Annotated in this window: 27 protein-coding genes; 10 read left to right on the top strand and 17 right to left on the bottom strand. The window is 39.5% G+C overall.

Annotated features, from left to right (window positions below):
* Positions 1 to 43: 43 nt before the first annotated feature.
* From AACH28_RS15780 to rpmB, 7 genes are all read right to left on the bottom strand, one after another.
* A complete protein-coding gene (locus AACH28_RS15780; protein WP_312482363.1) occupies positions 44 to 3229 on the bottom strand; it encodes a carboxypeptidase regulatory-like domain-containing protein in 3186 nt (1061 codons plus the stop codon).
* A 298-nt stretch (positions 3230 to 3527) separates the two neighbouring features.
* On the bottom strand, positions 3528 to 5117 hold the full coding sequence (bshC, locus tag AACH28_RS15785; RefSeq protein ID WP_312482364.1) for a bacillithiol biosynthesis cysteine-adding enzyme BshC: 1590 nt from the start codon (positions 5115 to 5117) through the stop codon (positions 3528 to 3530).
* Positions 5118 to 5479: 362 nt separating this feature from the next.
* Positions 5480 to 6817, bottom strand: a complete 1338-nt coding sequence (rimO, locus tag AACH28_RS15790) for a 30S ribosomal protein S12 methylthiotransferase RimO (protein WP_341830952.1) — start codon at positions 6815 to 6817, stop codon at positions 5480 to 5482.
* Between the two features lie 18 nt (positions 6818 to 6835).
* Positions 6836 to 7798 (bottom strand): signal recognition particle-docking protein FtsY, encoded by a 963-nt coding sequence (ftsY, locus tag AACH28_RS15795; RefSeq protein WP_046672598.1) that lies wholly within the window; start codon positions 7796 to 7798, stop codon positions 6836 to 6838.
* A gap of 139 nt (positions 7799 to 7937) precedes the next feature.
* Positions 7938 to 8099 (bottom strand): DUF4295 domain-containing protein, encoded by a 162-nt coding sequence (locus tag AACH28_RS15800; protein WP_075990464.1) that lies wholly within the window; start codon positions 8097 to 8099, stop codon positions 7938 to 7940.
* Positions 8100 to 8150: 51 nt separating this feature from the next.
* Positions 8151 to 8333, bottom strand: coding sequence for a 50S ribosomal protein L33 (gene rpmG, locus AACH28_RS15805; protein WP_002998409.1), 183 nt, complete (start codon positions 8331 to 8333; stop codon positions 8151 to 8153).
* A gap of 75 nt (positions 8334 to 8408) precedes the next feature.
* Positions 8409 to 8642: a 50S ribosomal protein L28 gene (gene rpmB, locus AACH28_RS15810; protein WP_046672597.1), complete on the bottom strand. Its 234-nt coding sequence runs from the start codon at positions 8640 to 8642 to the stop codon at positions 8409 to 8411.
* 217 nt (positions 8643 to 8859) lie between these two features.
* Here rpmB and AACH28_RS15815 point away from each other — a divergent pair, with 217 nt between their 5' ends.
* The 3 genes from AACH28_RS15815 (at position 8860) to AACH28_RS15825 (ending at position 10545) form a co-directional block, all read left to right on the top strand.
* The gene (locus AACH28_RS15815) at positions 8860 to 9111 is read left to right on the top strand and encodes a hypothetical protein (RefSeq protein WP_075990463.1); all 252 of its coding nucleotides are present in this window, start codon (positions 8860 to 8862) and stop codon (positions 9109 to 9111) included.
* Positions 9095 to 9817: a DNA repair protein RecO gene (recO, locus tag AACH28_RS15820; RefSeq protein ID WP_248932758.1), complete on the top strand. Its 723-nt coding sequence runs from the start codon at positions 9095 to 9097 to the stop codon at positions 9815 to 9817. Before AACH28_RS15815 ends, recO begins: the two co-directional genes overlap by 17 nt.
* Before the next feature lie 239 nt (positions 9818 to 10056).
* The gene (locus AACH28_RS15825) at positions 10057 to 10545 is read left to right on the top strand and encodes a DUF805 domain-containing protein (RefSeq protein WP_088159767.1); all 489 of its coding nucleotides are present in this window, start codon (positions 10057 to 10059) and stop codon (positions 10543 to 10545) included.
* A gap of 144 nt (positions 10546 to 10689) precedes the next feature.
* On the opposite strand, the gene AACH28_RS15830 is transcribed toward AACH28_RS15825, so the two are convergent.
* Entirely contained in the window at positions 10690 to 10887 is a 198-nt protein-coding gene (locus AACH28_RS15830; protein ID WP_341830953.1) for a quinol oxidase subunit 4, read from the bottom strand.
* 204 nt (positions 10888 to 11091) lie between these two features.
* Positions 11092 to 11283: a cold-shock protein gene (locus AACH28_RS15835; RefSeq protein ID WP_046672593.1), complete on the bottom strand. Its 192-nt coding sequence runs from the start codon at positions 11281 to 11283 to the stop codon at positions 11092 to 11094.
* A gap of 162 nt (positions 11284 to 11445) precedes the next feature.
* On the opposite strand from AACH28_RS15835, the gene AACH28_RS15840 reads away from it, so the two are divergent.
* The 6 genes from AACH28_RS15840 (at position 11446) to gcvT (ending at position 15839) form a co-directional block, all read left to right on the top strand.
* Complete coding sequence (locus AACH28_RS15840; protein WP_312483084.1) at positions 11446 to 12162, top strand: SIMPL domain-containing protein; 717 nt, start codon at positions 11446 to 11448, stop codon at positions 12160 to 12162.
* Positions 12163 to 12164: 2 nt separating this feature from the next.
* The gene (locus tag AACH28_RS15845) at positions 12165 to 12656 is read left to right on the top strand and encodes a DUF4112 domain-containing protein (RefSeq protein ID WP_312483082.1); all 492 of its coding nucleotides are present in this window, start codon (positions 12165 to 12167) and stop codon (positions 12654 to 12656) included.
* 145 nt (positions 12657 to 12801) lie between these two features.
* Positions 12802 to 13170, top strand: coding sequence for a DUF4359 domain-containing protein (locus AACH28_RS15850; protein WP_312483081.1), 369 nt, complete (start codon positions 12802 to 12804; stop codon positions 13168 to 13170).
* 1 nt (position 13171) lies between these two features.
* A complete protein-coding gene (locus AACH28_RS15855) occupies positions 13172 to 13864 on the top strand; it encodes a pseudouridine synthase (RefSeq protein ID WP_070562582.1) in 693 nt (230 codons plus the stop codon).
* Positions 13858 to 14676: a DUF6929 family protein gene (locus tag AACH28_RS15860; RefSeq protein ID WP_341830954.1), complete on the top strand. Its 819-nt coding sequence runs from the start codon at positions 13858 to 13860 to the stop codon at positions 14674 to 14676. Before AACH28_RS15855 ends, AACH28_RS15860 begins: the two co-directional genes overlap by 7 nt.
* Positions 14677 to 14756: 80 nt before the next feature.
* Positions 14757 to 15839: a glycine cleavage system aminomethyltransferase GcvT gene (gene gcvT, locus AACH28_RS15865; RefSeq protein WP_075990455.1), complete on the top strand. Its 1083-nt coding sequence runs from the start codon at positions 14757 to 14759 to the stop codon at positions 15837 to 15839.
* A 33-nt stretch (positions 15840 to 15872) separates the two neighbouring features.
* Here gcvT and AACH28_RS15870 read toward each other — a convergent pair whose 3' ends face one another.
* Both AACH28_RS15870 and AACH28_RS15875 read right to left on the bottom strand, forming a co-directional pair.
* Entirely contained in the window at positions 15873 to 16103 is a 231-nt protein-coding gene (locus tag AACH28_RS15870) for a DUF6358 family protein (RefSeq protein WP_341830955.1), read from the bottom strand.
* Positions 16104 to 16405: 302 nt separating this feature from the next.
* A complete protein-coding gene (locus tag AACH28_RS15875; protein WP_070562591.1) occupies positions 16406 to 16720 on the bottom strand; it encodes a rhodanese-like domain-containing protein in 315 nt (104 codons plus the stop codon).
* Between the two features lie 258 nt (positions 16721 to 16978).
* Here AACH28_RS15875 and AACH28_RS15880 point away from each other — a divergent pair, with 258 nt between their 5' ends.
* Positions 16979 to 18283, top strand: a complete 1305-nt coding sequence (locus AACH28_RS15880) for a M20/M25/M40 family metallo-hydrolase (RefSeq protein ID WP_341830956.1) — start codon at positions 16979 to 16981, stop codon at positions 18281 to 18283.
* Here AACH28_RS15880 and AACH28_RS15885 read toward each other — a convergent pair.
* The 6 genes from AACH28_RS15885 to AACH28_RS15910 all read right to left on the bottom strand — a co-directional run bounded on the left by AACH28_RS15885 (position 18280) and on the right by AACH28_RS15910 (position 25460).
* Positions 18280 to 18780, bottom strand: a complete 501-nt coding sequence (locus AACH28_RS15885; protein ID WP_341830957.1) for a GNAT family N-acetyltransferase — start codon at positions 18778 to 18780, stop codon at positions 18280 to 18282. The two genes, AACH28_RS15880 and AACH28_RS15885, sit on opposite strands and share 4 nt — an antisense overlap.
* Positions 18777 to 19355 carry a thiamine diphosphokinase gene (locus AACH28_RS15890; RefSeq protein WP_341830958.1) on the bottom strand — a complete coding sequence of 193 codons (579 nt, stop codon included), beginning with the start codon at positions 19353 to 19355 and terminating at the stop codon, positions 18777 to 18779. Before AACH28_RS15890 ends, AACH28_RS15885 begins: the two co-directional genes overlap by 4 nt.
* A gap of 7 nt (positions 19356 to 19362) precedes the next feature.
* On the bottom strand, positions 19363 to 20553 hold the full coding sequence (locus AACH28_RS15895) for a M20 family metallopeptidase (RefSeq protein WP_341830959.1): 1191 nt from the start codon (positions 20551 to 20553) through the stop codon (positions 19363 to 19365).
* Positions 20554 to 20566: 13 nt separating this feature from the next.
* Complete coding sequence (locus tag AACH28_RS15900) at positions 20567 to 21025, bottom strand: SPOR domain-containing protein (protein ID WP_088159759.1); 459 nt, start codon at positions 21023 to 21025, stop codon at positions 20567 to 20569.
* A 20-nt stretch (positions 21026 to 21045) separates the two neighbouring features.
* Positions 21046 to 24333, bottom strand: a complete 3288-nt coding sequence (gene secA, locus AACH28_RS15905; protein ID WP_112375175.1) for a preprotein translocase subunit SecA — start codon at positions 24331 to 24333, stop codon at positions 21046 to 21048.
* 257 nt (positions 24334 to 24590) lie between these two features.
* A complete protein-coding gene (locus AACH28_RS15910; protein ID WP_341830960.1) occupies positions 24591 to 25460 on the bottom strand; it encodes a 1,4-dihydroxy-6-naphthoate synthase in 870 nt (289 codons plus the stop codon).
* Positions 25461 to 25480: the final 20 nt, after the last annotated feature.

The raw sequence follows: 25480 nt of genomic DNA on the forward strand, positions 1-25480 counted from the left end.
ATTATCTTTTCTAAAACAATCCAATCCTATTTCTCCAGTCAAGTTAGAACGAATACCTCAATCCCAATTGGAATTGGTACGGATTCCCCGAAGGTGATACAATACCAGAGTTGTTCAATCTATAATTAAACTGTTGCTTAACAGGGTCAAATGCAGGAATTTCGGGATTTCCATTTGCTGCCGCTGTTTTTGATACAGCATACAACGATTGATTACCTAAAGATTCATTGACACCCCAGGTTTTCTTAAAGAGATTTGCAACATTGAATATGTCCGCTGAAAGCTCTAAAGCATGTGTTTTGTAAAGGTTGAATTTTTTAGCTATTCTTAAATCAATCAAACCGTAAAAGCTATTGATACCGCCATTTCTTTCGGCCATCTTACCTTCGTACTTCTTAATATAATCTTTCAGACTTTGACTGGCTTCACCATTCGCCAACAACGCATTCATGGCATCTGCCAAAGCCTTTGGCGTATTTGGACTATTGGGATCGAAAATAAAGGCTAAGTCATTCGAATTGGATACAAAATCGCCATTGATATTACCTCCAGCAAGCAAGCTGTAGCGTGTTCCACCAATTCCCGAATAACGAACCCCTACACTGACACCATAAAATGTAGGTAGTGTACCATAAATAACAATTTTATTTCGGAATTGATTATTCGAATAACTCATCTTACTCAAATCTCTTGGATCATCCTTTACCGCCAGCGATAAGGTCGCTGTATTGGCAACATTCCCATTGTAGGACGTGTTATCTTTCGCATCGTTCCACGTGTAGCTTACAGAAATCGATCCATCTTTGTAGTACTGATAACTTGCATCCAATACAACTGCAAACTGATTTACTTTTCCCTCAGAGTTCAGTTCTAACACGCGTCCAAACTTATTGGAAATCCTTCCCTGTTTCCAATCTGGAACACCATTGACAATAGCCGTCGCCGGTACGAATACCCCACGATTATCTTCATTCGCCAATCTAAAGAACGGATCTTGAACCATATTACGATCAACATACATGTAGTTGTTGCGTCCTAGATTCATATATCCTGAAAGACTCGCTTTTAACTTTTCTGTAAAGAAATGCGTGTAAGATACATTGGCCTTGTACACCACTGGTATTTTCGCATCAGCTCCATAGGTGTTGATTGTTGGCACTTGAAATTGTGCCAGGGTTGGCGTTGTTGACGGATCTTGTCTGTACCCCACAAAATTAGGTGTAGGCACATCGTTACCACGAACATCTACTGTCGCAAAATGCTTCCCATCAAAAGTTAAATTATTGATGGTCATATAATTATTAATATCAGATGCAAAGATACCTGCTCCTACACGGAAAAAATCTTTTCGTTCTTCATTCACATCCCAAGTCATCTGGAAACGAGGCTGTACAACAAAAGATTTCAACTTGTGATCAGTACGTACCCCCACTTCTTTCAGCAACTCTTCATTTAGAGGAGAGGTTGGATAATGACCATAATCCAATCGTAGTCCCGCAACCAAATCCAATCCTTTCGCCAATTTGGTCTGCAACTGTCCATACGCACCGGCATTAAATATCTTACCGATCACAGTGGGATCGGCCACCAAAGGGACCTCCCGGTAAAATGCATAAGGTTTTAGGTTTGCAAAATTTTGCAATGCCGTATTGTTAGCATCCTCCCTAAAATGAAAACGTCCGTTGACTTCACTTCCGTAAATCGAATTTGCATGTGTATACATCAAATCCACACCAAAGGTGTAATTGATATTGTCCGTACTATAATACAGGTTATTGACCAACTGTACGACATTATTCTTAAAGGACTCCTGTGCAAACCGGTGACCGCCTAATTGAATATTGGTCGACAAATTACTTCCGTCAATGGTAGACACCACATTCTCTACAATGGCACGGGGGATATTTTGACTAGGCAACATATCTCCAGGACTACTTTTTTGAAAAGTATAAAGGTGCTGCAATTTCAGTTCATTGGTAAGCTTTGGGGAAATGGAAGTACGTAAAGTCGCTAAAAAGCTGTTATCAATATTCTTGTCATTTCCGTATGATTCATATAAATTGATGGCGGTATTATCCTCTAGACCAAGCTTATTGAGGTCACTTGTAAAGTTATTCCGTATTGTCAATAAATTCTTTTCATTGATCTGCCAATCTATACGACCAAATATGGCATCAGAATTTCGTTTCTTATCGAAAGAACCATATTGTCTATCATTACTCAATCCATATTTTTCACGTCCTATACGAATATACTCATCGAGGGTCGATTGTGTAACATTGAAACGCTTTTCATCTGCTGGCGAATTGATATCTGCGATAATCAACGGGCGGGCATCGCGTTGATGATCCCAAGCTACAAAATAATGCAACTTGTCTTTAATGATGGGACCGCCTAATGTAAATCCATATTGATACGTAGAGAAATCATTGCTTCGTTTGTTTCCTCTAATATCGTATGGGCTGGACAACCAATCTGCCCTTGAATAAAGCCATGCGCTTCCGTGCGTTTGATTTGTTCCTTGTTTGGTTACCGCACTGACTGTTCCTCCCCCTGCTCTTCCATAAGTCACATCATATTGGTTGGTGACCACTTTAAATTCACGAACGGCTTCTATCGAAATGGAAAACGGAGCACCACTACGACTGGTTGTTGAACCTGCAGAAGTCGGGTTTTTGGCATTCATACCATCAATCGTAAAATTAGTAGAGGAACCCAACTGACCACCGATATTATCTCCCTTACTCAAAGGAGACAGGTCCATCAGCGAAGTAAAATTCCGACCGTTGACAGGCAATTTCGCAATATCCTTGGCCGTAACCGCTGTAGCAGCACCTAGATTTTCTATTTTATTCTTTAGGGTACTTATTCCTGTTAATTCAACCGTTTCTAATACATTTGAGGTATTTTGGATAGGAATCTTCAGGCGGACAATATCGCCTTGATTTAAATTAAATCCCGAACGCACTTGTTCACCATAGCCTATATAAGTTACTTTGATCGTGTATGGGCCGCCTAAAGGCAACTCCTTAAAGTTGAAATCGCCATTTGCATTGGTCGAAGTCTTCGTTGTGAAACCCGTTGATTCATTACGTACTTCAATTGAAGCTCCGTGAACTCCTTTATCATTTTCGTCCGTAATCTTGCCGGAAAACCCGGCTTGGGTCGTTTGGGCGTACAAACCTGTTCCAAGCGCAATGGCACATGTTGTGAGTAAAAATTCTTTCATTTAGTTGTTGGTTGTGATAATGAAAGCAAAACTACACCGAAACTGTTAACAGGAGCTAAACGAAATATTATGAAATTATAAACAAAGCATTTTAAAATATATATTAATAAAAATGAAAGCGCTTTTAAAAAAAACAAGGTAATATCGGAACATGCAACAAAAGCATTTTAAATAGGGATAGAAATAGACCGTATCTGCAAAAAGCCTGCATGATTCGTAAACACCAACAGAAATGATCCGAACCGACGGTCTTTCTTGCGAATAACATCACAAAAAAAAGTCAGCCGAAGCTGACTTGCTAATACAAAATTGTAAACTTAAAATCCAATGGATTAAAGTATTTGTAAAGATCCCTAAATAGGTTATCTCCGTATTTGACATAGAGTAACGCGAAATTTTCAGACCTTTCCTGTAGTCCTCCGCCAGGAAAGAGCTTTTCCTTCACATTATCAATATCCGTTAAAGCATGTTGATGATTTCGCTTTTCGGCTTTCATCAGCTTTTTCTCCAAATTATTGATCGCTTTTTTTAACCGCGCTTTTACCGCTTCCGTACTAGGGCCTAAACTTGGATCTATTTTGTGGGTTCGTAACTTTATCTTACCAAAAATAGCGTTCAGCTCCATCCATTCGTCATTAAGATTCAAACGTTCTTTGGTATGACGTCGAACATATTCTTTTTTCAGCACTTCTGCTGGACGAAAGATACTCTTAAAGGTTAGATCAACGCGAAATAATTTAGCCGCAACGTTGTCCTCTGTTATCATCGCTGAATTGCGCGGTATCAAAATTGGAAAATCTACCTGATATTGGTCAAAGTTAGACTTCAATTGCATCCAGTAGACCATTTCGGCGCCACCACCAATATAAGCAAGATTGGGAAGTATAATTTCTTGATACATCGGACGCATAACCACATTTGGACTGAAACGCTCTGGATAATGATCAATCTCATGTTCAAGCTCAGCCTTCGTAAAATAAATATTCTGGTGCAATACTTCGTATCGACCATCCGCAGCGAGCACCAAGCGCTCCCGAAATTCATCCGTCAAATAAAAGAAATTAATCTCTCGAGCATGCACTTGGGTGGAGAAACCGTTTGATTCCAACTCTTCCGATCGCGCTGTTATTGCCTTAAAGCTTTTTTCAGATAAGATATCTTCCTTAATAATTGGCTTGAACAGTTCCTTCAATTCCCGGTCATCCGCATCGACGATCAAAAGACCGTAAGACTTAAACAACTCATTGACCATATACCGTGTTGCATCTGCTAATCGATCATGGTTCAAATAGGCTTCTTCCACAATCCGTGTAAGTTTAGTCGAATTTTCGGAAAGCCCCAAAATATTTGTGTACTGCTTCACAGCATCAACGATTGTTGCTGTATCCATTCGCCCGGTAGCAGAAACTGCAGGAGTATCCCAACTAATTTTCTTACCGAAGACTTTCGTATGGTTGATTTCTTCAAAATCATGATCTTCGGTCGCCATCCAATATACAGGAACAAAATTTTTATCGGGGTGTTTGCTCTTCAAATCTTCGGACAAACGTATTGCCGTCATGATTTTAAAAATAAAATACAAAGGTCCGGTAAAAATATTGAGCTGATGTCCCGTCGTGATGGTATAAGAATTCTGGTCGAGCAACAGCTCTATATTGGCAGCTACAGCAGGAGATTCCTTTAATAGCTCGCCGTATTGCTTTTTAAGACGCTCAACAAGAATCTCCCGGTGTTCAAATTTCTTCTTTTCGTTCAATTGATTTTCAAAACCAGCCCAGGTAGGCCAGTTTCCTACAAAAGATTTTAAGGCTTCATCATGCGCCAAATAAGCCAATAAAGTCTTAGAGAAGCTATTTGTTTCACTATATTCAATATAAGTTGCCTTCATCTGCAAATTTTATTAATTATTCTCTATTCTTAATTGATAACGAAAATCCCCAAAGCAAGCTGACATGGCAGTGCATCTTTTTTGCTAAATAGAACCTATTTTCAATTTTAATCAGAAGGATGATTCACCATGAAACGACAGGCTTTCTTGAATCTGATTTTAAACGGCTATAGATTGTTTAAAATGGGGATTGTACGCTTACAAATGTATCTAGTTTGCGTCGACAAAATAGTGAATTTTCACAAAAAGCTTGTCCCGCTTTTAAATTATATCATTTTACTGACAATTGTCTATAAACAAACGGGCCTCCTTTGAATAAAGGAGGCCCGTTTGTTTATATTATTATCTATAAGCTTTAAAACTTATTTCCTTACAATTTCACCATATAGATCGAAATCTTCAGCTCGGTCGATTTTTACCTGAACAAAATCACCAATACGTGCATAAGAATCTGCAGCAGGAATCAAGACCTCATTGTCTACTTCTGGAGAATCGTATTCTGTGCGGCCGATAAAGTAATCGCCGTCTACCCGATCAACCAATACTTTATACGTATTACCCACTTTGGACTGATTGATATCATACGAAATACCTTGCTGCACTTCCATGATAGCTTCCACACGCTCTTCTTTTACTTCCTGTGGCACATTATCCTCCAGCGAATGTGCGTGCGTCTTTTCCTCATGAGAATAGGTAAAACAGCCTAACCTGTCAAAACGGGTCTCTTCAACCCAATCCAACATCTCCTGGAAATCCTGTTCAGTTTCACCTGGATAACCACAAATTAATGTCGTACGCAAGGCGATATCTGGAACTTTGTCACGTATTGCGTTGACAAGATCGATCTGTTTCTGTTTTGTTGTACCTCTTCGCATAGACTTCAACATCGGATCAGATATATGTTGCAATGGCATATCCAAGTAATTACAGATATTTGAACGTTCGTTCATGGCGTCCAAAATATCCATTGGGAAACCCGAAGGATAGGCGTACTGCAGTCTGATCCATTCGATACCATCAACATCTGACAAATGGCGCATTAAATCAGAAAGATTGCGCTTTCCATAGATATCTAAGCCATAATAGGTCAGATCTTGTGCAATCAGAATCAATTCTTTCGTGCCGTTCGACGCGAGAAATTTTGCTTCTTTCACAAGATCGTCAATGGATTTGGAAACGTGTTTACCACGCATCAAGGGAATTGCACAAAAAGAGCAGGGACGGTTACATCCTTCGGCAATCTTAAAGTAAGAAAAATGCGAAGGTGTTGTCAATAAGCGTTCACCCAACAATTCATGCCGATAATCAGCTCCAATGGATGACAACAGATCCGGCAAATCATTCGTACCGAAAAAGGCATCAACATTGGGAATTTCAGACTGTAACTCTGGCTTATATCGTTCAGAAAGACAACCTGTAACGATCACCTTATTGATTTTACCCTGATCTTTTAAATCCGAATATTGTAAGATCGCATCAATCGATTCCTGTTTGGCATTATCAATAAAACCGCAGGTATTGATGACGACGATATCATTCGTCTGTATATTGGATGCTTCATGCACGACTTCCATCTGATTGCCCTTTAACTGGCCCATCAGGACTTCACTATCGTGAATATTTTTCGAACAGCCCAAAGTCACCACATTGACACGTGGTTTATTGATCAAAGGCGCTGGTTTCGCGTATTTTGTCTTCATATGATTAGAAGGTAGACTCTATTTGAAAAGGGAGTCCACAAATTCCTTTTTGTTAAACAACTGAAGATCACCTATTTTCTCTCCTACACCAATGTATTTCACCGGGATCTTAAATTGATCAGATATACCAATAACCACCCCACCCTTAGCTGTTCCATCGAGTTTAGTCAATGCTAAGGCATTTACATCAGTCGCCTGCGTAAACTGCGTACATTGCTCAATGGCGTTTTGCCCTGTCGACGCATCCAAGACCAACAAGATTTCATGTGGTGCACCCGGAACAACCTTCTGCATCACATTTTTGATCTTCGTGAGCTCATTCATTAGGCCAACCTTATTGTGCAAACGGCCTGCGGTATCAATGATACACACATCTTCACCATTTGCCACTGCCGATTTCACGGTATCATAGGCCACTGAAGCAGGATCCGAGCCCATTGCCTGAGCGACAACACGCACGCCAACACGCTCACCCCACAATTTAAGTTGATCAACAGCCGCGGCCCGAAAGGTATCTGCTGCTCCCAATACAACTTTGCTTCCAGCTTGTTTGAGCTGATGAGCCAGTTTGCCAATGGTCGTTGTTTTGCCAACTCCATTAACACCTACAACCATAATAACGTATGGTTTATGATCGCCATAATTGAAATTCTCGAAATCAGCACTATTGTTCTCTGCCAGTAGCGTCTGAATCTCCTCTTTCAGGAGATTGTTTAGCTCAGAAGTAGAAACGTACTTATCGCGGGCAACACGGGCTTGTATGCGATCAATGATTTTTAAGGTAGTTGTAACCCCAACATCAGAAGTAACCAAAACTTCTTCCAGATTATCCAGCACATCGTCATCTACTGTTGACTTACCAACGACAGCTTTTGTAATCTTGGAAAGAAAGCCTTCTTTTGTTTTTTCCAAACCTTTATCTAAGGCCTGTTCTTCTTCTTGTGTTTGTGGTTTTTTCTTAAAAAAATCAAATAATCCCATGGAGTGTAGTAGTGAAAATTGATGTCCAAATATAAACAAATGTCCTCAACAAAAAAAGCCCTTTCGGTAGGATACCAAAACGGCTATTTTTATCGAATTCTTTTTAAAGAAAAACTTTAAAAAAGGAAAATGCTACTAGTTATTTTTGAGCTGCTGCAACTACGTCTTTCACTTTATCGTTGTGAACCATACCTTCTTTGAAAGTATACGCGCCAGTTTTTGCAGATTTAGTAGTAACAATAACCTTTGTAAATTCTTTACCGCCACCTTTTTGTAACGATGCAACTGCTTTCTTTGCCATGGTATATTAATATTTTACTTAGCTTCTCTTTCAAGGGCTAAGATGTGTGACTTACTTAATTTCTTTATGAACAGTAACTTTTCTCAATACTGGGTTGAATTTTTTCAATTCCAAACGCTCAGTTGTGTTCTTTTTGTTTTTAGTAGTGATGTAACGAGACATTCCCGGAAGACCACTTTCTTTGTGTTCAGTACATTCTAAGATAACTTGTACTCTATTTCCTTTTTTAGCCATTGTTTTACTTTATTTTGATCCTACTATAGGATTGAAATTCATGAATAATCTTAATGTAACAGGCGCGACAATCAATTAGATTGACCCTTTAACGATAAATTTATTGATCGCTGCTGTAATCCCGTTCTTGTTGATAGTCTTGATAGCAGAAGTAGATACTTTTAACGTAATCCAACGATCTTCTTCTGGAATGTAAAAACGTTTAGTTTGTAAATTTGGATAGAATTTACGTTTAGTTTTAACGTTTGAGTGAGAAACGTTATTTCCTGTTAACGCCGCTTTGCCTGTTAAATCACAAATTCTTGACATGATATTATTTTTTTGTTGTCTTTATTACAATATGTTAATCCTTTGCACTCTCTGCAAAGAGTTTGCAAATATCTATATTTTTTTTTGGATAAGCAACAAGATAATTGGAATTATTTTTAAAAATAGTTCTACACAGGAATGGTAAGAGCAAAAATAAAGGATTTTATTGTATTATATTTGCTCTGTAAAGAAAAATAGTTTTCAACAATTCACATTTATGAACAAATATCTTCGCAAGGGCTTAAGGGAAATAATCATCGGTGTCGTACTTGTCATCTTGGGATATTACCTCATGGAACAGCGCTCCAATTGGTATAAACTAGCGATGCTTGTCGGAGTTATTGTATTTAGTATCGGTTTTCTAACTTTAATCTATCGCATGATTCGCAAGGTAGACCGAAATGCCATTATTGAGATGCGTGAAGAAGCGCATAAAAAAGATAAAGAAGGGAATGCTGAACAAAACTAGAGGTATCGTCTTAAAAACAACCAACTATTCGGAAAGTAGCCTTGTGGTACAGCTCTACACCGAACAGTTTGGCATGCAATCTTATCTCATTACCGGCGCAAGGAAGCCTAAAGCAAAGATCAAGGCCAATATCCTTCAACCCTTACATTTATTAGAGATTGTCGCTACTCATAAAGATAATGGATCATTACAGCGGATTGCCGAAGCTCGTCAGGTCCCTGTCCTGCAAGAAATTCCTTATGATATTGTCAAAAGCTCCCTCGCTCTTTTTCTGAATGAAATACTCTATAAAATTCTGAAGGAACAGGAAAACGACCCCTACCTTTTTGAATTCATCCACCAATCTATCCGTTGGCTGGATGAAACGCATTTAAATCTGGCCAATTTTCATCTTGTTTTTTTAATCAAGCTAACCCGTTTTCTCGGGTTTTATCCGGCTGAATCTAAGCAGGCCCACCCTTATTTTAATCTCCATGAAGCGACCTTCTCCAATAGCCTTCCTGAACATCCGCTTGTATTACAGGAACCACATACGTCTATTTTCAGAAATTTAATCGAATCCGAATATTCGAATTGCGACCGCATCAAAATGAGCAGTTCTGATCGACAATTCCTACTGGAAAAAGTGCTCGACTTTTATCGTCTCCACCGCACAAATTTTAAAGAAATAAAATCGCTCTATATACTCGAAGAGATCTTTAGATAAATAATTTCAGCTTTCTATTTAAAAGGTTCAATAGGCGCCCCTTGGATAACGGGGAATAAATATCTCCGGTGAAACGTAAAACAACCTAAACAAAAAACAGGGCAAACACAGCGCTGGCAATCAACCACTTGCTAACATAAATTATCCTCCCAGATAAATTCTTGGTACATTTATTGTAACAAAACTGAAATAACATTTGGTTTACTAACATCATTTTCACCTAAAAAAGTATTAAAGATATGGAACTTAAAGAAAACTTTTTAAAGGTTGTTCGAGACAACTATGCCAACTTTGAAGGAAGAGCCCGCCGAAAGGAATATTGGATGTTTTTCCTTGCAAATCTTATCATTAGCGCAGTATTTGGAATACTGGGACAAATTGCAAGCTTATTTACGTATGTCTCAGGATTAGTAAGTTTAGCTTTACTAATTCCAGGGATAGCCGTTACGGTCCGAAGACTACATGACACCAATAAATCAGGCTGGTTTATATTAGTCGCCTTGATTCCATTTATTGGTTGGATCTATCTGCTTTACCTATTGGTTTTGGAAGGTGACAAGGCTTCAAATCAATATGGTCCAGACCCCAAGGCGATTGAAAACGGCTCAAATCATCCCTTTAATCAAAGCCAAGATCCTTTTGGTTCTTCTCGGCCACAGGATCCATTCGGAAGTTCACAACCGTCAAATCCTGCGCCACCAGCTCCGGATAAAGATCCTTTTGCTTAAGGATAGCCCATATAAAAAGCGCTTTCACAAAATTGTGAAAGCGCTTTTTATTTAAATTCTATTTTTGATCTTTCCCGATCAACTAACGAAAATTCACCGCCCTAGGAATGGTAACGGATTTGATTCTCTAGCATCCAACTAGAATTAATGTCTGTGTTTTTTCTTTTGTTGCCCGGGAGCAAAATCGCGAGCAGACTGCTCTCCATAGTATTTCTTAGCCTGACCTGGCGGCATTTTTTTCGGACCTCGCCCATGCCTATGCCCATGGTGGTGAGTGGAATAACATGCCGACATGGAAACCGCTATGACAATAGAAAGAACCAATAACAAAGTGCGTTTCATCTTAATCTCCATATTTTAAACACTTCATTACAATTATCAGTCCAAAATGTTTAACCGACCATAACAACCCCCCCCCCCGCATCTACTCTTTGGAATTGCCAATGCTAAAGGATAATATCAAACCTGGCTCATAAAATACAACTGCATAAAAAAGCCCATGCTGTTCGCATAGGCCTTTTCACAATAAATATATCTTGAATCTAATTAGATAACTCTTACATTTACCGCATTAAGACCTTTACGGCCTTGTTCAACTTCGTAAGATACATTGTCATTCTCACGAACTTTGTCTACTAATCCAGAAACGTGAACAAAAATTTCGCTCTCGCCTGAGTTAGGGATGATGAAACCGAAACCTTTGGTCTCATTAAAGAATTTTACTTTACCTTCTTGCATGGCACTATATTATTAATTTCCCTAAAGGTAGAGAAATAAAATCAAAAATCTTAACCTTTTTATTTTTTTTATCCGTTAAACTTTTTCATCAACTTTGGCTCCAATCTTGTAGCAATGCGATAATGGCAATCGTATTATTATAAAAAGTTAAAGACGAAAAATATGAAAAAAATACTATTAGGACTTGCCTTTTTAGGTTTTATGACTCAACTAAACGCGCAACAAATGGTTAATAAAGAATTTGTATCTACGGTAGGCCGTGCAGAAGAAGAAGTAACACCAGATATTATCTATATTGATGTTACCCTAAAAGAGTTTTATGAGAACGGTAACACGAAGAAAAAGGCCGCAATAGAAAAGCTAGAAAAAGATCTGTTCGATTCGGCGACAAAAGCGGGTGTAAAAAAAGAAGATTTTACCATCCAGAATATCTGGAGCTATAATGTTCCGGATAAAAAGAAAAAAGACACCGATATCTTGCTCTCCAGACAATACCGTATTAAGGTAACCAACTTGAACAATTTGGGCCAACTATTAGACGGTGTTGACAAAGCCGGTATCCAAAGCACCTATATTAGCGAATATGATTATTCAAAGAAAAAGGAGTTGGAAAAAAGTTTAAAAACCAAGGCGGTATTGGATGCAAAAGTCAATGCTCAAATTTTGGCAGAAGCCGCAGGCCAAAAAATTGGTAAAGCGATCGTATTATCTGAAACACCACAACAAATTATATTTGGCGTACAACCGATGATGCGTAATGCCATGTATAAAGGTGCTATGGCCGAAGCAGCAGACAGCGCTGGTGACAGTGGGTTAGATTTAAATATCAGACCGATGAAAGTTACGAGTGAAATCAGCGCTTCATTTGAGTTATTGTAATCATGCATAGGGAAAAAACTCCAGCAGATAAATTAAAACAAATTGACCAAGATTTCGGTTGGATTGACCGAATATCTTGGTTAATGGATAATCAATTCAAGATTGGAAACTTTCGCTTCGGACTTGATCCAGTCTTGAATCTCATCCCCTTAGGTGGCGCGATAGCGGGCTTCGGAACCTCTCTGGTTCTTGTCATAGCCATGTGGCGTAACGGCGCCAGTCCAAAATTAGTCATACGCATGTTACTCAATATCTCGATTGATGCTGTTTTGGGTAGCATTCCTTTCCTCGGAAACCTGCTCGATTTTTTTAGCAAAGCCAACGAAAAGAATATCAAATTACTCAGACAACATTATTATGAAGGAAAACATACGGGTTCAGGTATCGGAATCGTCATCAGTATCCTGATTGTCTTTTTCCTGCTCATCGCTGTAACATTGTATCTTATTTGGACATTATTCTCCTGGGCTTTTTCGCTGCTGAATGGTATCTAATGCCAACAATTCCTGTCATTCTCCCACTAAGATGGAATCCTGGGTATTTCAGGGGAAACAATGCGCTATATCTAATATCTATTTAATAATTTTGATGTCGATAGTCATCCCGTTATGACATCCAAAACTTAATCTCGAATTTAAAATGAGTAAAAAAAGAATATTTGCACTGATTTTGATCGTCGTCATGCTGGCCGCAATTTTGACTAACCCAAGCAAAGAGGAACACGAAAAGGTTGTACGCGCGAAAGCTGAACAGCTATTGAAAAGCCAGCTTCATGCGAAAGATCAAGAGTTTTTCGGATTGGGGATGCAGCTCTTCGGAAATGACATCGTCGATAAATTTATCCAAAGTTCCGTTGTGGTAGACAACTACTATTTGTTTTCGCTAACCAAAATAAAATGGCAGGGTACAGAACAGATTATCGGTGGCGGAGCTTTTAAATACATCTGGCTGAGCCCAAAAATTGATGAAAAGGCCGACGAAATTATTGCTGCATTGAAAAAGATTTAACATGCCTTTAGAAATACTTTATCAAGACGAATCCATCGTTGCAATCAATAAACCACATGGACTATTGGTGCACCGATCTGCTATTGCGCGCGATGCTTCAGCGTTTGCCCTACAGCTCCTTCGGGACCAATTAGGAAAAACCGTTTATCCCGCACATCGTTTGGACCGGAAGACCGGAGGCATTCTGTTATTTTCATTAAATAAGGAGACGGACCAATACTTACAAAAAAGTTTTCAGGAGCGTAAGATCGACAAAAAATACCTCGCTGTTCTGAGGGGCTTCGCGCCAGCAGAAGGCCTGATTGACTATCCCTTAAAAAGGGACGATGGCACCGTTCAGGAAGCACAAACATCTTTTCGCTTACTTGCTCAAGGCGAGTTGGCCGTTCCCTTCGGAAAATTTCCGACAGCACGATACAGTCTCGTCGAAGCCAACCCAATTACAGGTCGTATGCATCAGTTACGTCGCCATTTTGCGCATATCTTTCATCCCATTATCGGCGATCGCCCGCATGGATGCAATAAACAAAACAAGTTCTGGAAAGAAGCCTACCAAATGGATACCATGCTATTGCATGCCTCGGAACTGACCTTTAAACATCCTTTATCGGGCGAAGACGTTCATATCAAAGCACCCCTACAACCCGATTTCATCCGGGTATTGGAAATATTAAATCTCAACGCGATATGTTAAAATTGATTCTCGAAGCCTTTATCAGCATATCCGGTATTACCGCAGCTTCTGGTATTGTCTATCAGGATAGGCAAATCCATATCGTTTCTGACAATAGCAATTATATCTACAGCTATAGTATCACAGACCAAAAGTTGTCTAAAACGGCACTACGCCAGTCTGATCCGATGGAGAATAGGGCTAAAGCAGCTAAAATGGATTTGGAATCGATCACTTTCGATGGAAGCCGCTATTATCTTTATGGCTCTGGTTCTACCCCAAACAGAAACACTCGTTTTATTTGGGACGGCAAAACAGTCCTTCAGGAAGACTACAGTAACATCTATTCTTCCTTAATGGAGAAATTCAATATTTCCAAAGAAGACTTCAATATTGAAGGCGTAGTTCATTTAAAAGATAAGATCTTATTTTTTAACCGGGGAAATGGCCCTAAAGGCATAAATGCCATTTTAGAGTATCATCCGCTTGCTGCCGAACAATCCCGCTGTATCCCGATTGAACTACCCAAGCTCAATGGCATATCGACAGGTTTCTCAGATGCGACCCTGGTTGGAAATGAAATCTATTTTATTGCTACCGCCGAAAATGCAAAATCGACTTATCTGGATGGAGAGATCAGTGGTTCCCTCCTTGGAAAAATACCTTCCGATCTTTCCGGCAAACCCGAGACATTCGAAATTCCCGAAAAGCATAAATTTGAAGGAATCACATTGAAAGAGGAAACTGCCCATGGCCTAATTTTCCTACTATGTGAAGATACCGATAGCGAAGATAATCATATGACCATCTATTCGCTCCGGGTAAGCAATTAAATCGATTGTTCTAAAATGGATTCACCGTGAGGAATCACGTATATTTTATTAAATTTGTAGCTGATTAAAACTTAATTTTTATGTTAAAAAATACTGCCCTTTCGGAGACGCACATTGCTTTAGGAGCAAAAATGGTTCCCTTTGCAGGCTTCAACATGCCCGTACAATACACAGGCATCAATGATGAGCACGAAACAGTTCGCACAGGTGTAGGAGTTTTTGATGTAAGCCACATGGGTGAATTCATCCTAAAAGGTGAAAAAGCCTTGGATCTACTTCAAAAAATATCTTCCAATGATGTGTCAAAATTATACGATGGCAAAGTTCAATATGCTTATATCCCCAATGAAACTGGCGGTGTAGTTGATGACTTCCTAACATACCGTATAGACGATAAGACATATTTTTTGGTTGTGAATGCGTCAAATATTGAGAAAGACTGGAACTGGATCTCCAAGTACAATACAGATGGTGTGGAGATGAAGAATATCTCTGATCAAACCTCTTTATTTGCGGTACAGGGTCCTAAGGCTGCTGATGCACTTCAATCGCTTACAGATATCGAATTAGCTCCAATGGAATACTATACCTTTGCAAAAGGTACATTTGCGGGTGTAGAAAATGTATTGGTTTCTGCAACAGGATATACTGGCGCTGGAGGTTTTGAAATATATGTAGCCAATGAAGATGCCCAAAAAGTATGGGATGCTATTTTTGAAGCAGGTAAAGCTTATGGAATCAAACCAATTGGTTTAGGTGCCCGTGATACTTTACGTCTAGAAATGGGTTTCTGCCTGTACGGAAATGATATCGACGATAATACGTCCCCCTTAGAAGGCGGTTTGGGCTGGGTAACGAAGTTTACAAAAGACTTTGTGAATTCTGCGGCGCTTAAAGCGGAAAAAGAAGCTGGTCTAAAGAAAAAGCTTGTTGGTTTCGAAATGATTGACAGAGGCATTCCTCGTCATGATTACGAAATCGTTGATGCTGATGGAAATGTAATTGGACGTGTTACTTCGGGAACGCAATCACCAACATTGAAAAAATCAATCGGTTTGGGTTATGTGGATACAGCTTTTTCAAAAGACGGCACCGAGATCTTTATTCTGATCCGCAATCAAAAAATAAAAGCAAAAGTAACAAAACCACCATTTGTGAAGTAATAAAAAAAGCCTGCTTAAAGCAGGCTTTTTTTATTACTTCTTCTTTTGTTTTGTAGTAGGTTGCTGTTTACCGCTTTCTTTTTGTTGAATAAGCGATCGAACGCGTTTACTTAAAACAACGCGGAGGTAGATCAAAACCACCAAAAAGGCGATGGATAATCCCGTTACCAACATGTTGCCGGCCTTATACCCTTCGAAACCACTGTAAATTAAAAATACAATAGCCAAACTCAACACTATATTTAGAAAAAAATACTTTAACATATTACTTTTTTATTAATCCCAATACCCGTTGTCTCCATCCTCCAAAGAAATAGAATGCTCCCCCAACAATGTTTAATAAAACGATCGTCAAAGCCATCAGCATCCTTTCTGTGTTAGAAATTGTCCTCGAAAGCATGATTTCCCGTAGAACCAATATTACCCATAGGAGAGACAATAGAATGGAAAGGCTACCTAATATGGGGAATATACCAAGGTTAAATAATCGCACTAAAATAGCTACGCTATAAAAAGCAAGACTAAACAAGAAAGCTTGCTTAGTCTGATGCTCCAAATTCTTCATCTTAATAAACGTCTAACTCTGGATCGATTTCCTCTTTCCAAGCTAAAATTCCGCCTTTTAAGTTTGCAAGATTGTCAAAACCCTGTTGTTCTAATAACATAATCGCCTGTGCAGAACGTTTTCCAGAACGACATTGTACGATAACAGGTTTATCTTTCGCAATCTTATCCGCTTCGATCAATATACCTGAAAGTGGAATATTCAATCCATTTAAATTTGATACTTCATACTCAAAGGATTCACGAACGTCTATCAACTGAAAATCTTCGTTGTTATCGATTTTATTCTTTAATTCTTGTACAGATACTTCTTTCATTTTCAAACAATTTAATAGTCAAATATACTACATTTTTTCCGAAAGTGTTCGCTTTCATGGATGCTCAAAATCAGTCATTGTTCGTGAGAATAGTATAAAAAATACTTCAATTTTTAGTGTATTAACGGCGTTAGAAATGCTAGACGGGTTTTCCCTATCTTCGCATCATTTTATCTGGATCATTTTAGGAAGTTTTTTGCATGCACAATTCGCTTGTAGAATTTTCCTTATCTTCACCCAGACTTTACTAAGCTTTATATGAATTCAATACCTAAAATTATACTGTCTATATCTTTACTAGCACTCTCGGCAGTAACTTATGGACAGCAAGTCATTTCCGCACAGGAACGCCAAGATGTGAGCCGTATACTCAATACCTTAGCCGCCGACGATATGCGCGGTAGGTCTGCGCTGACAAAAGACATCGAACCTGCTGCAGATTTTATCGCTGCTGAAATGAAGAGAATAGGCCTTACCCCCTACGCAGAACAAAATTATAGGCAAACATTCCAATTGGATAAAATCTCTCCGATAAGTAAATCAGCAACCATCAATAAGCAGATTATTGCAGCTGACCATATTATTTCACTTGGAAATCACGTGGATTTACAGTGGGATAATCAAAGTAGCCTTAACATCGTCGAAATAAAATCGGGCGATGATTTTGCGAAAGTATTTAGAGAACATTCACTGGCCAAAGAAAATACACTGGTCTTGGTAGATCCTTCCTTTGAAAGCTATTTTGTACGTTTTGGTCAAATGCTCAACGCACCAAAATTTATAGAGGAATCCACCAAACAAAAACCATCGATTGTCTACCTTTTGACAGCGGAAAAGCCCAAAACATTTCAAATTCATATTGAACGGAAACTTCAAAATTTCCCCTTGTTTAATGTGGCGGGAATTATTCCTGGCAAAAGTAAACCCAACGAATACGTCATCTTTTCGGGACATTACGATCATATTGGCATTCTTCCGGCAGTAGGCCAAGATTCTATTGCCAACGGAGCCGATGATGATGCCTCGGGCGTAACAGCGATGTTGACCCTGGCAGATTACTACAAAAAACAGAATAAAAATGAAAGGACCCTTATTTTTGTCGCCTTTACCGCAGAAGAGCTTGGCATGTATGGCTCAAAATATTTTTCCAACCATATCAATGCGGACCAGGTAGTCGCGATGATCAATATGGAAATGATTGGAAAAGATTCAAAATTCGGCCCCAATACGGTATATATCACGGGATATGATCAATCCAATCTGGGCGAATTGATGCAGGAGAATCTGAAAAATACAACCTTCAAATTCTACCCAGATCCTTATACCAAACAAAATCTGTTTTATCGAAGCGACAATGCAGTATTAGCGGCCAAGGGAGTTCCGGCACATTCGTTCTCAACCTCTCAAATGGACAAGGATGAATACTACCACACCGTAAAGGATGAGGTATCTACGCTAAACGTTCAGAACATTATTTCCAGTATAGAAGCTATCGCGATAGGTACCTCGGGAATTGTAGAAGGCAGACAAACACCTTCCCGCGTCGAAAAACTAAAAGATTAAGAAACAGCCGAAGCTTTGACTTCCTTTTGCATAACATAGTCGTTTAGCACATAATCATAATAAGGAATATCAATAGTTTCAACCACATCAAAGCCCTGCTTTAAATAGAAATGGTAAGCAGGGTTATTTCTATTTACATTTAGTTCAAGAATACCTTTACCTTTTAGTCGTGTTTTTTCTGAAGCGAAGTCTATCAGTGCCTTTCCGAAGCCTTTTCCTTGCACATTGGGCATCAAATAGAGCTTTTCAATACGTATACGATCCTCAAGAGTTCGCAAGGCAATAAATCCCTGACCGATACCATCTTCTTTCAAGACATAAAAAAATTGGCCATTAACCATACTTTCTGCAAGTCCTTCAACAGTATAACTTTTTTCGAGCATAAAGTCAATTTGATCTTGTGAAAGTATCTCTCCATAAGTAACAGGCCAAATACTATGCGCCATATTTGAAATGCTTCTGATATCGCTTTGTTCTGCCAATTCTATTGTTATCATGCAATCTTTTCTCCTATTAAAATGTATTTTATATGGGAAAATTTAAGGACAAATAAGCCGTCTTTTTCCATTTCGTATTCGTTGTCATTGATCTTAATCAAGCCTTCGTGCGTGTTTTTTTCATCAGCATCAAGCCCCTCAATTCGGATTCTTTCCCCTGTAGGCTTCCATTTGGTGAAGCCTGCTGTCACAAAACAATAGCGAACTCCATTCGTGATAAGGACAACATTAATCTGCTCCAGATAGGGATGGTAATAAGCCACATCAAGCTGATCAGTCAGGATATTCACCGCTTTGTATTGATGTGCTATCAGGTATTCTATAGCCGTCTTTAGAAAATCATTATCATAGGAAATGATCTTTAAATTTTCCTGTGAATCGTTAATGGATTTTTTTGTAAAAACGATATCGAACTTATAACCACGCGCATCCAATAAATCGATGGTTTCCGCCTCAATGACAATTGTGGGGCTCCATTCCAGCAGCTGCCCCAAGCCCTCTTCGTCGATGAGGAAAAGGTCTTCAATCAGTAATGCAGGTTCCTGATTCTCTCGAACAATGTGATGAGATGACATATATAATTTAATAACCGAGCCTACGCAAGGTAATGTATGCCATCAACCCCGTACTAATCTCCAAAGAAGTCTCATCCACGTCAAAGGTCGGCGTATGTACAGCTGAAGAGATACCACGTGCTGCATTACCTGTACCCAAACGATAGAAACAAGCATTAATTTCTTGTGAATAATAGGAAAAATCCTCCGCGGCAGGCCATAGATCTAAGTCTACCACATTTTCCTTGCCGAGATACTCTTCTGCAAATGTCCGTGCACTTTTAGTCAATTGGGGCTCATTGATTAGAAAAGGATAGCCCTTACGGACTTCAAATTCACAAGTCGCTCCCATACTTTCAGCAATGCTCACAGCAATCTTTACCATGCGCGCATGTGCTTCAGCACGCCACTCCTCATCAAATGTGCGAAATGTACCTTCCAGATAAACCTGGTCAGGAATAATATTTGTAGCTCCGTTGGCCATAATCTTTCCAAAAGATAGCACAGTCGGTGTACGTGGATCTGCAAAACGACTAGCAATCTGCTGCAAAGCGATAATGATCTGTGCTGTAATAACAATTGGATCAATATTTTGATGCGGGTGCGCACCATGCCCGCCCCTGCCTTTGACTGTCATAAACAGTTCATCGCAGGAAGCCATATATTTTCCCTCACGGAAACCAACCTTGCCTACCTCAATAAAGGGCATCACATGCTGACCTATTATGGCTGAGGGGGCAGGATTCTGCAAAGCGCCCTCTTTGATCATTAAGGAAGCTCCTCCTGGCAAGCGCTCTTCGCCAGGCTGGAAGATCAATTTGATCGTTCCTCCAAATTCGGCTTTTAGGCTATTCAATATTTTAGCTGTCCCCAAAAGTGAGGAGGTATGTACATCATGGCCACAGGCATGCATCACCCCTGGGGTGTTGGAACCATATGAACGCCCCTCCACTTCTTGAATTGGTAAAGCATCCATATCTGCGCGCAACGCGATAACTTCATCTGAGGGTAGGTCACCTTTGATTAAAGCGACAATCCCCGTATCAGCTTTAGCCTCATAAGGAATTCCCAATTCATCCAATTGCTTTTTTACAAATGCCGAGGTATTGTATTCTTCGAAGGAAAGTTCAGGATTCTGATGAAGATGTCTACGGTTGGAAACCGTATCTTCAAAATATTGATGAGCTAAGGCCAGGACTTTTTCTTTCGTACTTGCCATAAGGTTGATTGATTTATTGATATACAAAAACGTTCTCTGAAAAAACAAAGACGTTGCTAAAATATTGACGTAACTCGCGCATGAAGGCATTTGCTTCAGAGCGACTTCTAAAATCACCTACCTTGACGCGATAATTGGGTTCATCATAGGTGATATAAGTATCAATATCTTTATACATACTTCGGAAACGTGTCTGCTCCGAAAATGCCTGATTCCGATTCGATCCAGCAAAGATCTGTACACGGAATCCCCTTACTTTGACCCGCGTCGCCGCTGAGCGGACAACGGGTTTAGCAGGAACTACTGTCGCTTTGCTTTCGACAGGATTGATCCCCATAGCTGCCCTGAAATTTTGAAGCTGTGTAATCAATGAATCTTTGGTTACAATTACTCCACCTTTTTCTTGTGCGTTTACCTGAACTAGCGCAAACAACACAAGTGCATGTATGAAAATCAATCCTCTCTTCAGCATAGTTTAACCTTTCTTATCGATTAGTTATTTGCGCCGTGGCAATTTTTATATTTTTTTCCTGAACCACAAGGACATTCGTCATTGCGTCCAACAGTATTCTCGTTACGAACAGGTTCTTTTGGACCTTCATTCACATCCTCCTCACTCACACCTGTAGGCGAAGCCAATTCAGCTTTCGTTTCAATCGTTTTTACTGGAGCCTGCTGTACTTGTCTCGCTTGCATAGAAGTCGGTTCTTGACCAGGGATCTCTCCTTTGAAAATAAAGCTAACGACATCCTTATTCATTGAAGCCAACATCGATTTAAACAAATCAAATGCCTCCATTTTATAAATGATAATCGGATCCTTTTGTTCATAAACAGCATTTTGAACCGATTGTTTCAAATCATCCATTTCACGCAGGTGCTCTTTCCAAGCCTCATCGATTAATGCCAATACGATTCCTTTTTCAAAAGATTTGAAAACTTCTTTACCGTTGCTTTCGATGGCTTTTTTCAAATTCGCCGAAACTTGAATGCCACGGATACCATCCGTAAATGGAATAACGACATTTTCGACGATCTGACCTCTTTCCGCATACACATTATTCAATACAGGAACTGTCAAAGCACCAACGGCCTCAATTTTATGGTGGTAAGCGTTAATTGCATGCTCAAATAGACGATCAGTCAAGCCTTCAATTTTACCCTGTGCAAATTCTTCTGCTGTAATTTCTGGTGTGATCGCAAAAATACGGATTACTTCGATTTGGAAATCTTCGTAATTACCTTGCTCTTTTGCTTCAACGACAATTTCTTCTGCAACATCAAAAATCATGTTGTTCAAATCCACGTCTAAACGTTCTCCAAACAAAGCATTTTTACGTTTCGAATAAATTACGGTACGTTGGGAGTTCATTACATCATCGTATTCCAATAGACGTTTACGGATACCGAAGTTATTCTCCTCCACTTTACGCTGTGCGCGTTCGATGGATTTGGTCAACATACTATGTTGCATCACCTCGCCCTCTTCAACACCCATTTTCACCATGATGTTAGAGATTCTCTCTGAAGCGAATAAGCGCATCAAGTTATCTTCCAAAGAAACGAAGAATTGCGAAGAACCTGGATCTCCCTGACGACCGGCACGACCACGTAACTGACGGTCAACACGACGAGATTCGTGTCTTTCGGTACCGATAATGGCAAGACCACCAGCTTTTTTAACTTCTTCGGTCAATTTAATATCCGTACCACGACCAGCCATGTTCGTCGCAATGGTTACTTGTCCTGGGCGTCCAGCTTCAGCGACGATATCAGCTTCTTTTTGGTGTAACTTCGCATTTAATACGTTATGCTTGATCTTACGTAATTGAAGCATACGGCTCAATAACTCCGAAATTTCAACCGATGTGGTACCGACCAATACTGGCCGTCCCTGCTCTGTCAATCGTTGGATTTCTTCAGCTACAGCATTGTATTTTTCACGGGCCGTACGATAGATCAAATCTTGACGATCATCACGTTGGATTCCACGATTTGTCGGAATTTCTACGACATCCAATTTATAAATTTCCCAAAGCTCACCGGCCTCTGTCGACGCTGTACCCGTCATACCCGAAAGTTTGTGGTACATGCGGAAGTAATTTTGCAATGTAATCGTTGCGTAAGTTTGTGTCGCATCTTCTACTTTCACATTCTCCTTTGCTTCGATCGCCTGGTGCAAACCATCGGAGTAACGACGGCCATCCATGATACGACCTGTTTGCTCATCGACAATTTTCACTTTACCTTCATCAACGATATATTCAACATCATTTTCAAACAAGGTATATGCTTTTAACAACTGGTTGATCGAGTGGATACGCTCTGCTTTAATCGAATAATCGCGCAACATATCTTCTTTCTGAGCCGCCTTTTCTTCCAAAGTCAACGAAGACTTTTCAATTTCGGCAATCTCAGTACCAACATCCGGTAAAATAAAGAATGAAGGATCTTCGCCTGTTGCTGTAATCAACTCGATACCTTTTTCTGTCAATTCTACTTGGTTGTTCTTTTCATCAATCACAAAATAAAGTTCTGCATCTACTTTAGGCATATTTTTATTTTGCTCTTGCATATAGTAGTTTTCTACTTTTTGTAAGATCGAACGATTAGCGCCTTCGCTTAAGAACTTGATTAATGCTTTATTTTTAGGCAAACCTCTATAAGCTCTTAATAATGCTAAACCGCCGCCTTCAACGTCAGAATCACCTGCCGCCAGCGCTTTTTTAGCATCATTCAAGACGGTATTGATGTACGCTTTCTGTACATGCACCAAACGTTCGATACGTGGTTTTAATTGGTAGAATTCGTGTTGATCGCCACGAGGAATCGGACCTGAAATAATCAATGGTGTACGGGCATCATCAATCAATACAGAGTCAACCTCATCGACCATGGCAAAGTGTAATTTTCCTTGCACCAATGCGTCCGGAGTCTGAACCATATTATCACGTAGATAATCGAAACCAAACTCGTTATTCGTACCATATACGATATCCGATTGATAAGCTTTACGACGTTGCGGGGAATTTGGCTGATGTTTATCGATACAGTCAACAGATAGCCCATGGAACTCAAATAACGGAGCATTCCACTCCGAGTCACGACGAGCAAGGTAATCATTCACCGTTACAATGTGTACGCCTTGACCAGAAAGAGCATTTAGATAGGTCGGTAATGTTCCTACCAACGTTTTACCCTCACCGGTTGCCATCTCGGCAATTTTACCACTGTGCAATACAATACCACCGATTAATTGGACATCATAGTGTACCATGTTCCAAGTGACCTCAGTACCTGCAGCCATCCATTTGTTTTTCCAAATCGCCTTATCACCATTGATGATAACGTTTGATTTGTAAACAGCCAATTCTCTGTCAAAATCGTTGGCAGTAACTTCTAATTCTTCGTTTTCTGTCAAACGTCTTGAAGTTTCTTTTACCACGGCAAATGCCTCCGGCAAAATATCCTTCAATACCTCTTCCAACTTCTTGTCACGGTCTTTGGACAATTTGTCCACTTGCTCGTAAATAGAAGTTTTCTTTGCCATATCGTCCTCGTCTTGATCCGCTTCTTTTTTAAGCGTGTCAATTTCTTGGTCAATATCGGCTAGGTAATTTTTAATTCTTTCTTTGAAATCAACGGTCTTGGCACGTAACTCGTCATTGGTTAGATTTGAAAGCTTCTCATATTCAGCTTTGATTTGGTCTACCACAGGCTGAATTCCCTTGATATCTCTCTCGGATTTACTTCCAAATAATTTACTTAAAAACTTTAACATAATTTTTTTTCTATCTCAACTTAAGATTTTGTACAATAATGACTCCAAAGTAAAATTGCAGACAATTTGACACTAATCGGGCAAATTTAGTTATTAGATATGATATCTAACAGCTTACATCCATTTTTTTTACGTTATTTTTATTGAAAACGTCAGTTCCTTACAGCCTGCAAGAATCCTCTACCTATTTATCCCCTTTTACGCTATCTTGACGTGAAGTTTTTCTGAGCAATATGAGCTTTAAACCGACAGTCAATTTATGATAAAAACAACTTACGGTCTGAATGCGGAATGAATCCCAGTTCCTTTGCCTTTTCAAACATCTTCGTAATTGCATCACGTCCTTCAAGCCCCAATGCTACTGAATATTTATTGACATAAAGTTTAATATGCTTGTACATCACCTCTTCACTCATTTCCTGTGCATGTGCACGAATGAATTCAAGCCCAGATTTCGGATTGGCAAATGCAAATTCTACACTTTCTTTCAAAATCGTATTCAACGTCTCCTTCACTTCTTGTGGCAGACTACGTTTTACGACAATTCCTCCAAGAGGAATCGGAAATTTTGTCGTCTTCTCCCAATACTCACCCAGATCCACCACCTTATGCAGTCCTTTTTCGGCATAGGTGAACCTATTTTCATGAATAATCAACCCTAAGTCGATGGATCCATCCAGTAAAGCTCCTTCAATATCCGAAAAAACAAGTTCTACTTTATTTTTTAATTCGGGGAATGCCAGGCTTAACAAAAAATTAGCCGTGGTATATTTCCCTGGATACCCTACTTTCAATTGATCAAACCCATCTAAACTTTCGGCCCGATCTAATTTTTGCTGCAGCAATTTTGCTAATTTCGGATCCTTCGTAATCAGCATAGGCCCTACACCAAATCCTAAAGCACTCCCTGCATCGAGCAACTCATAATCTTCAACAGCGTAGGCAAAGGCATGATAGCTCAGCTTGGTAATGTCAAGATCGCCTTGAAAAGCTTTCAGGTTCAAGGTCTCCACATCTTGATATTCCACCTCAAAATCCAGTCCTTTGGTATCTATCTTATGATGAATCAATGCATCAAAAATAAATGTATCGTTTGGACATGGAGAAAATCCTAATGTTAATTTCATGTTGTACAAAATTTTTCCCG

Origin of the sequence: Sphingobacterium thalpophilum, from assembly GCF_038396785.1 — a bacterium.
Classification (GTDB): Bacteria; Bacteroidota; Bacteroidia; order Sphingobacteriales; family Sphingobacteriaceae; genus Sphingobacterium; species Sphingobacterium thalpophilum_A.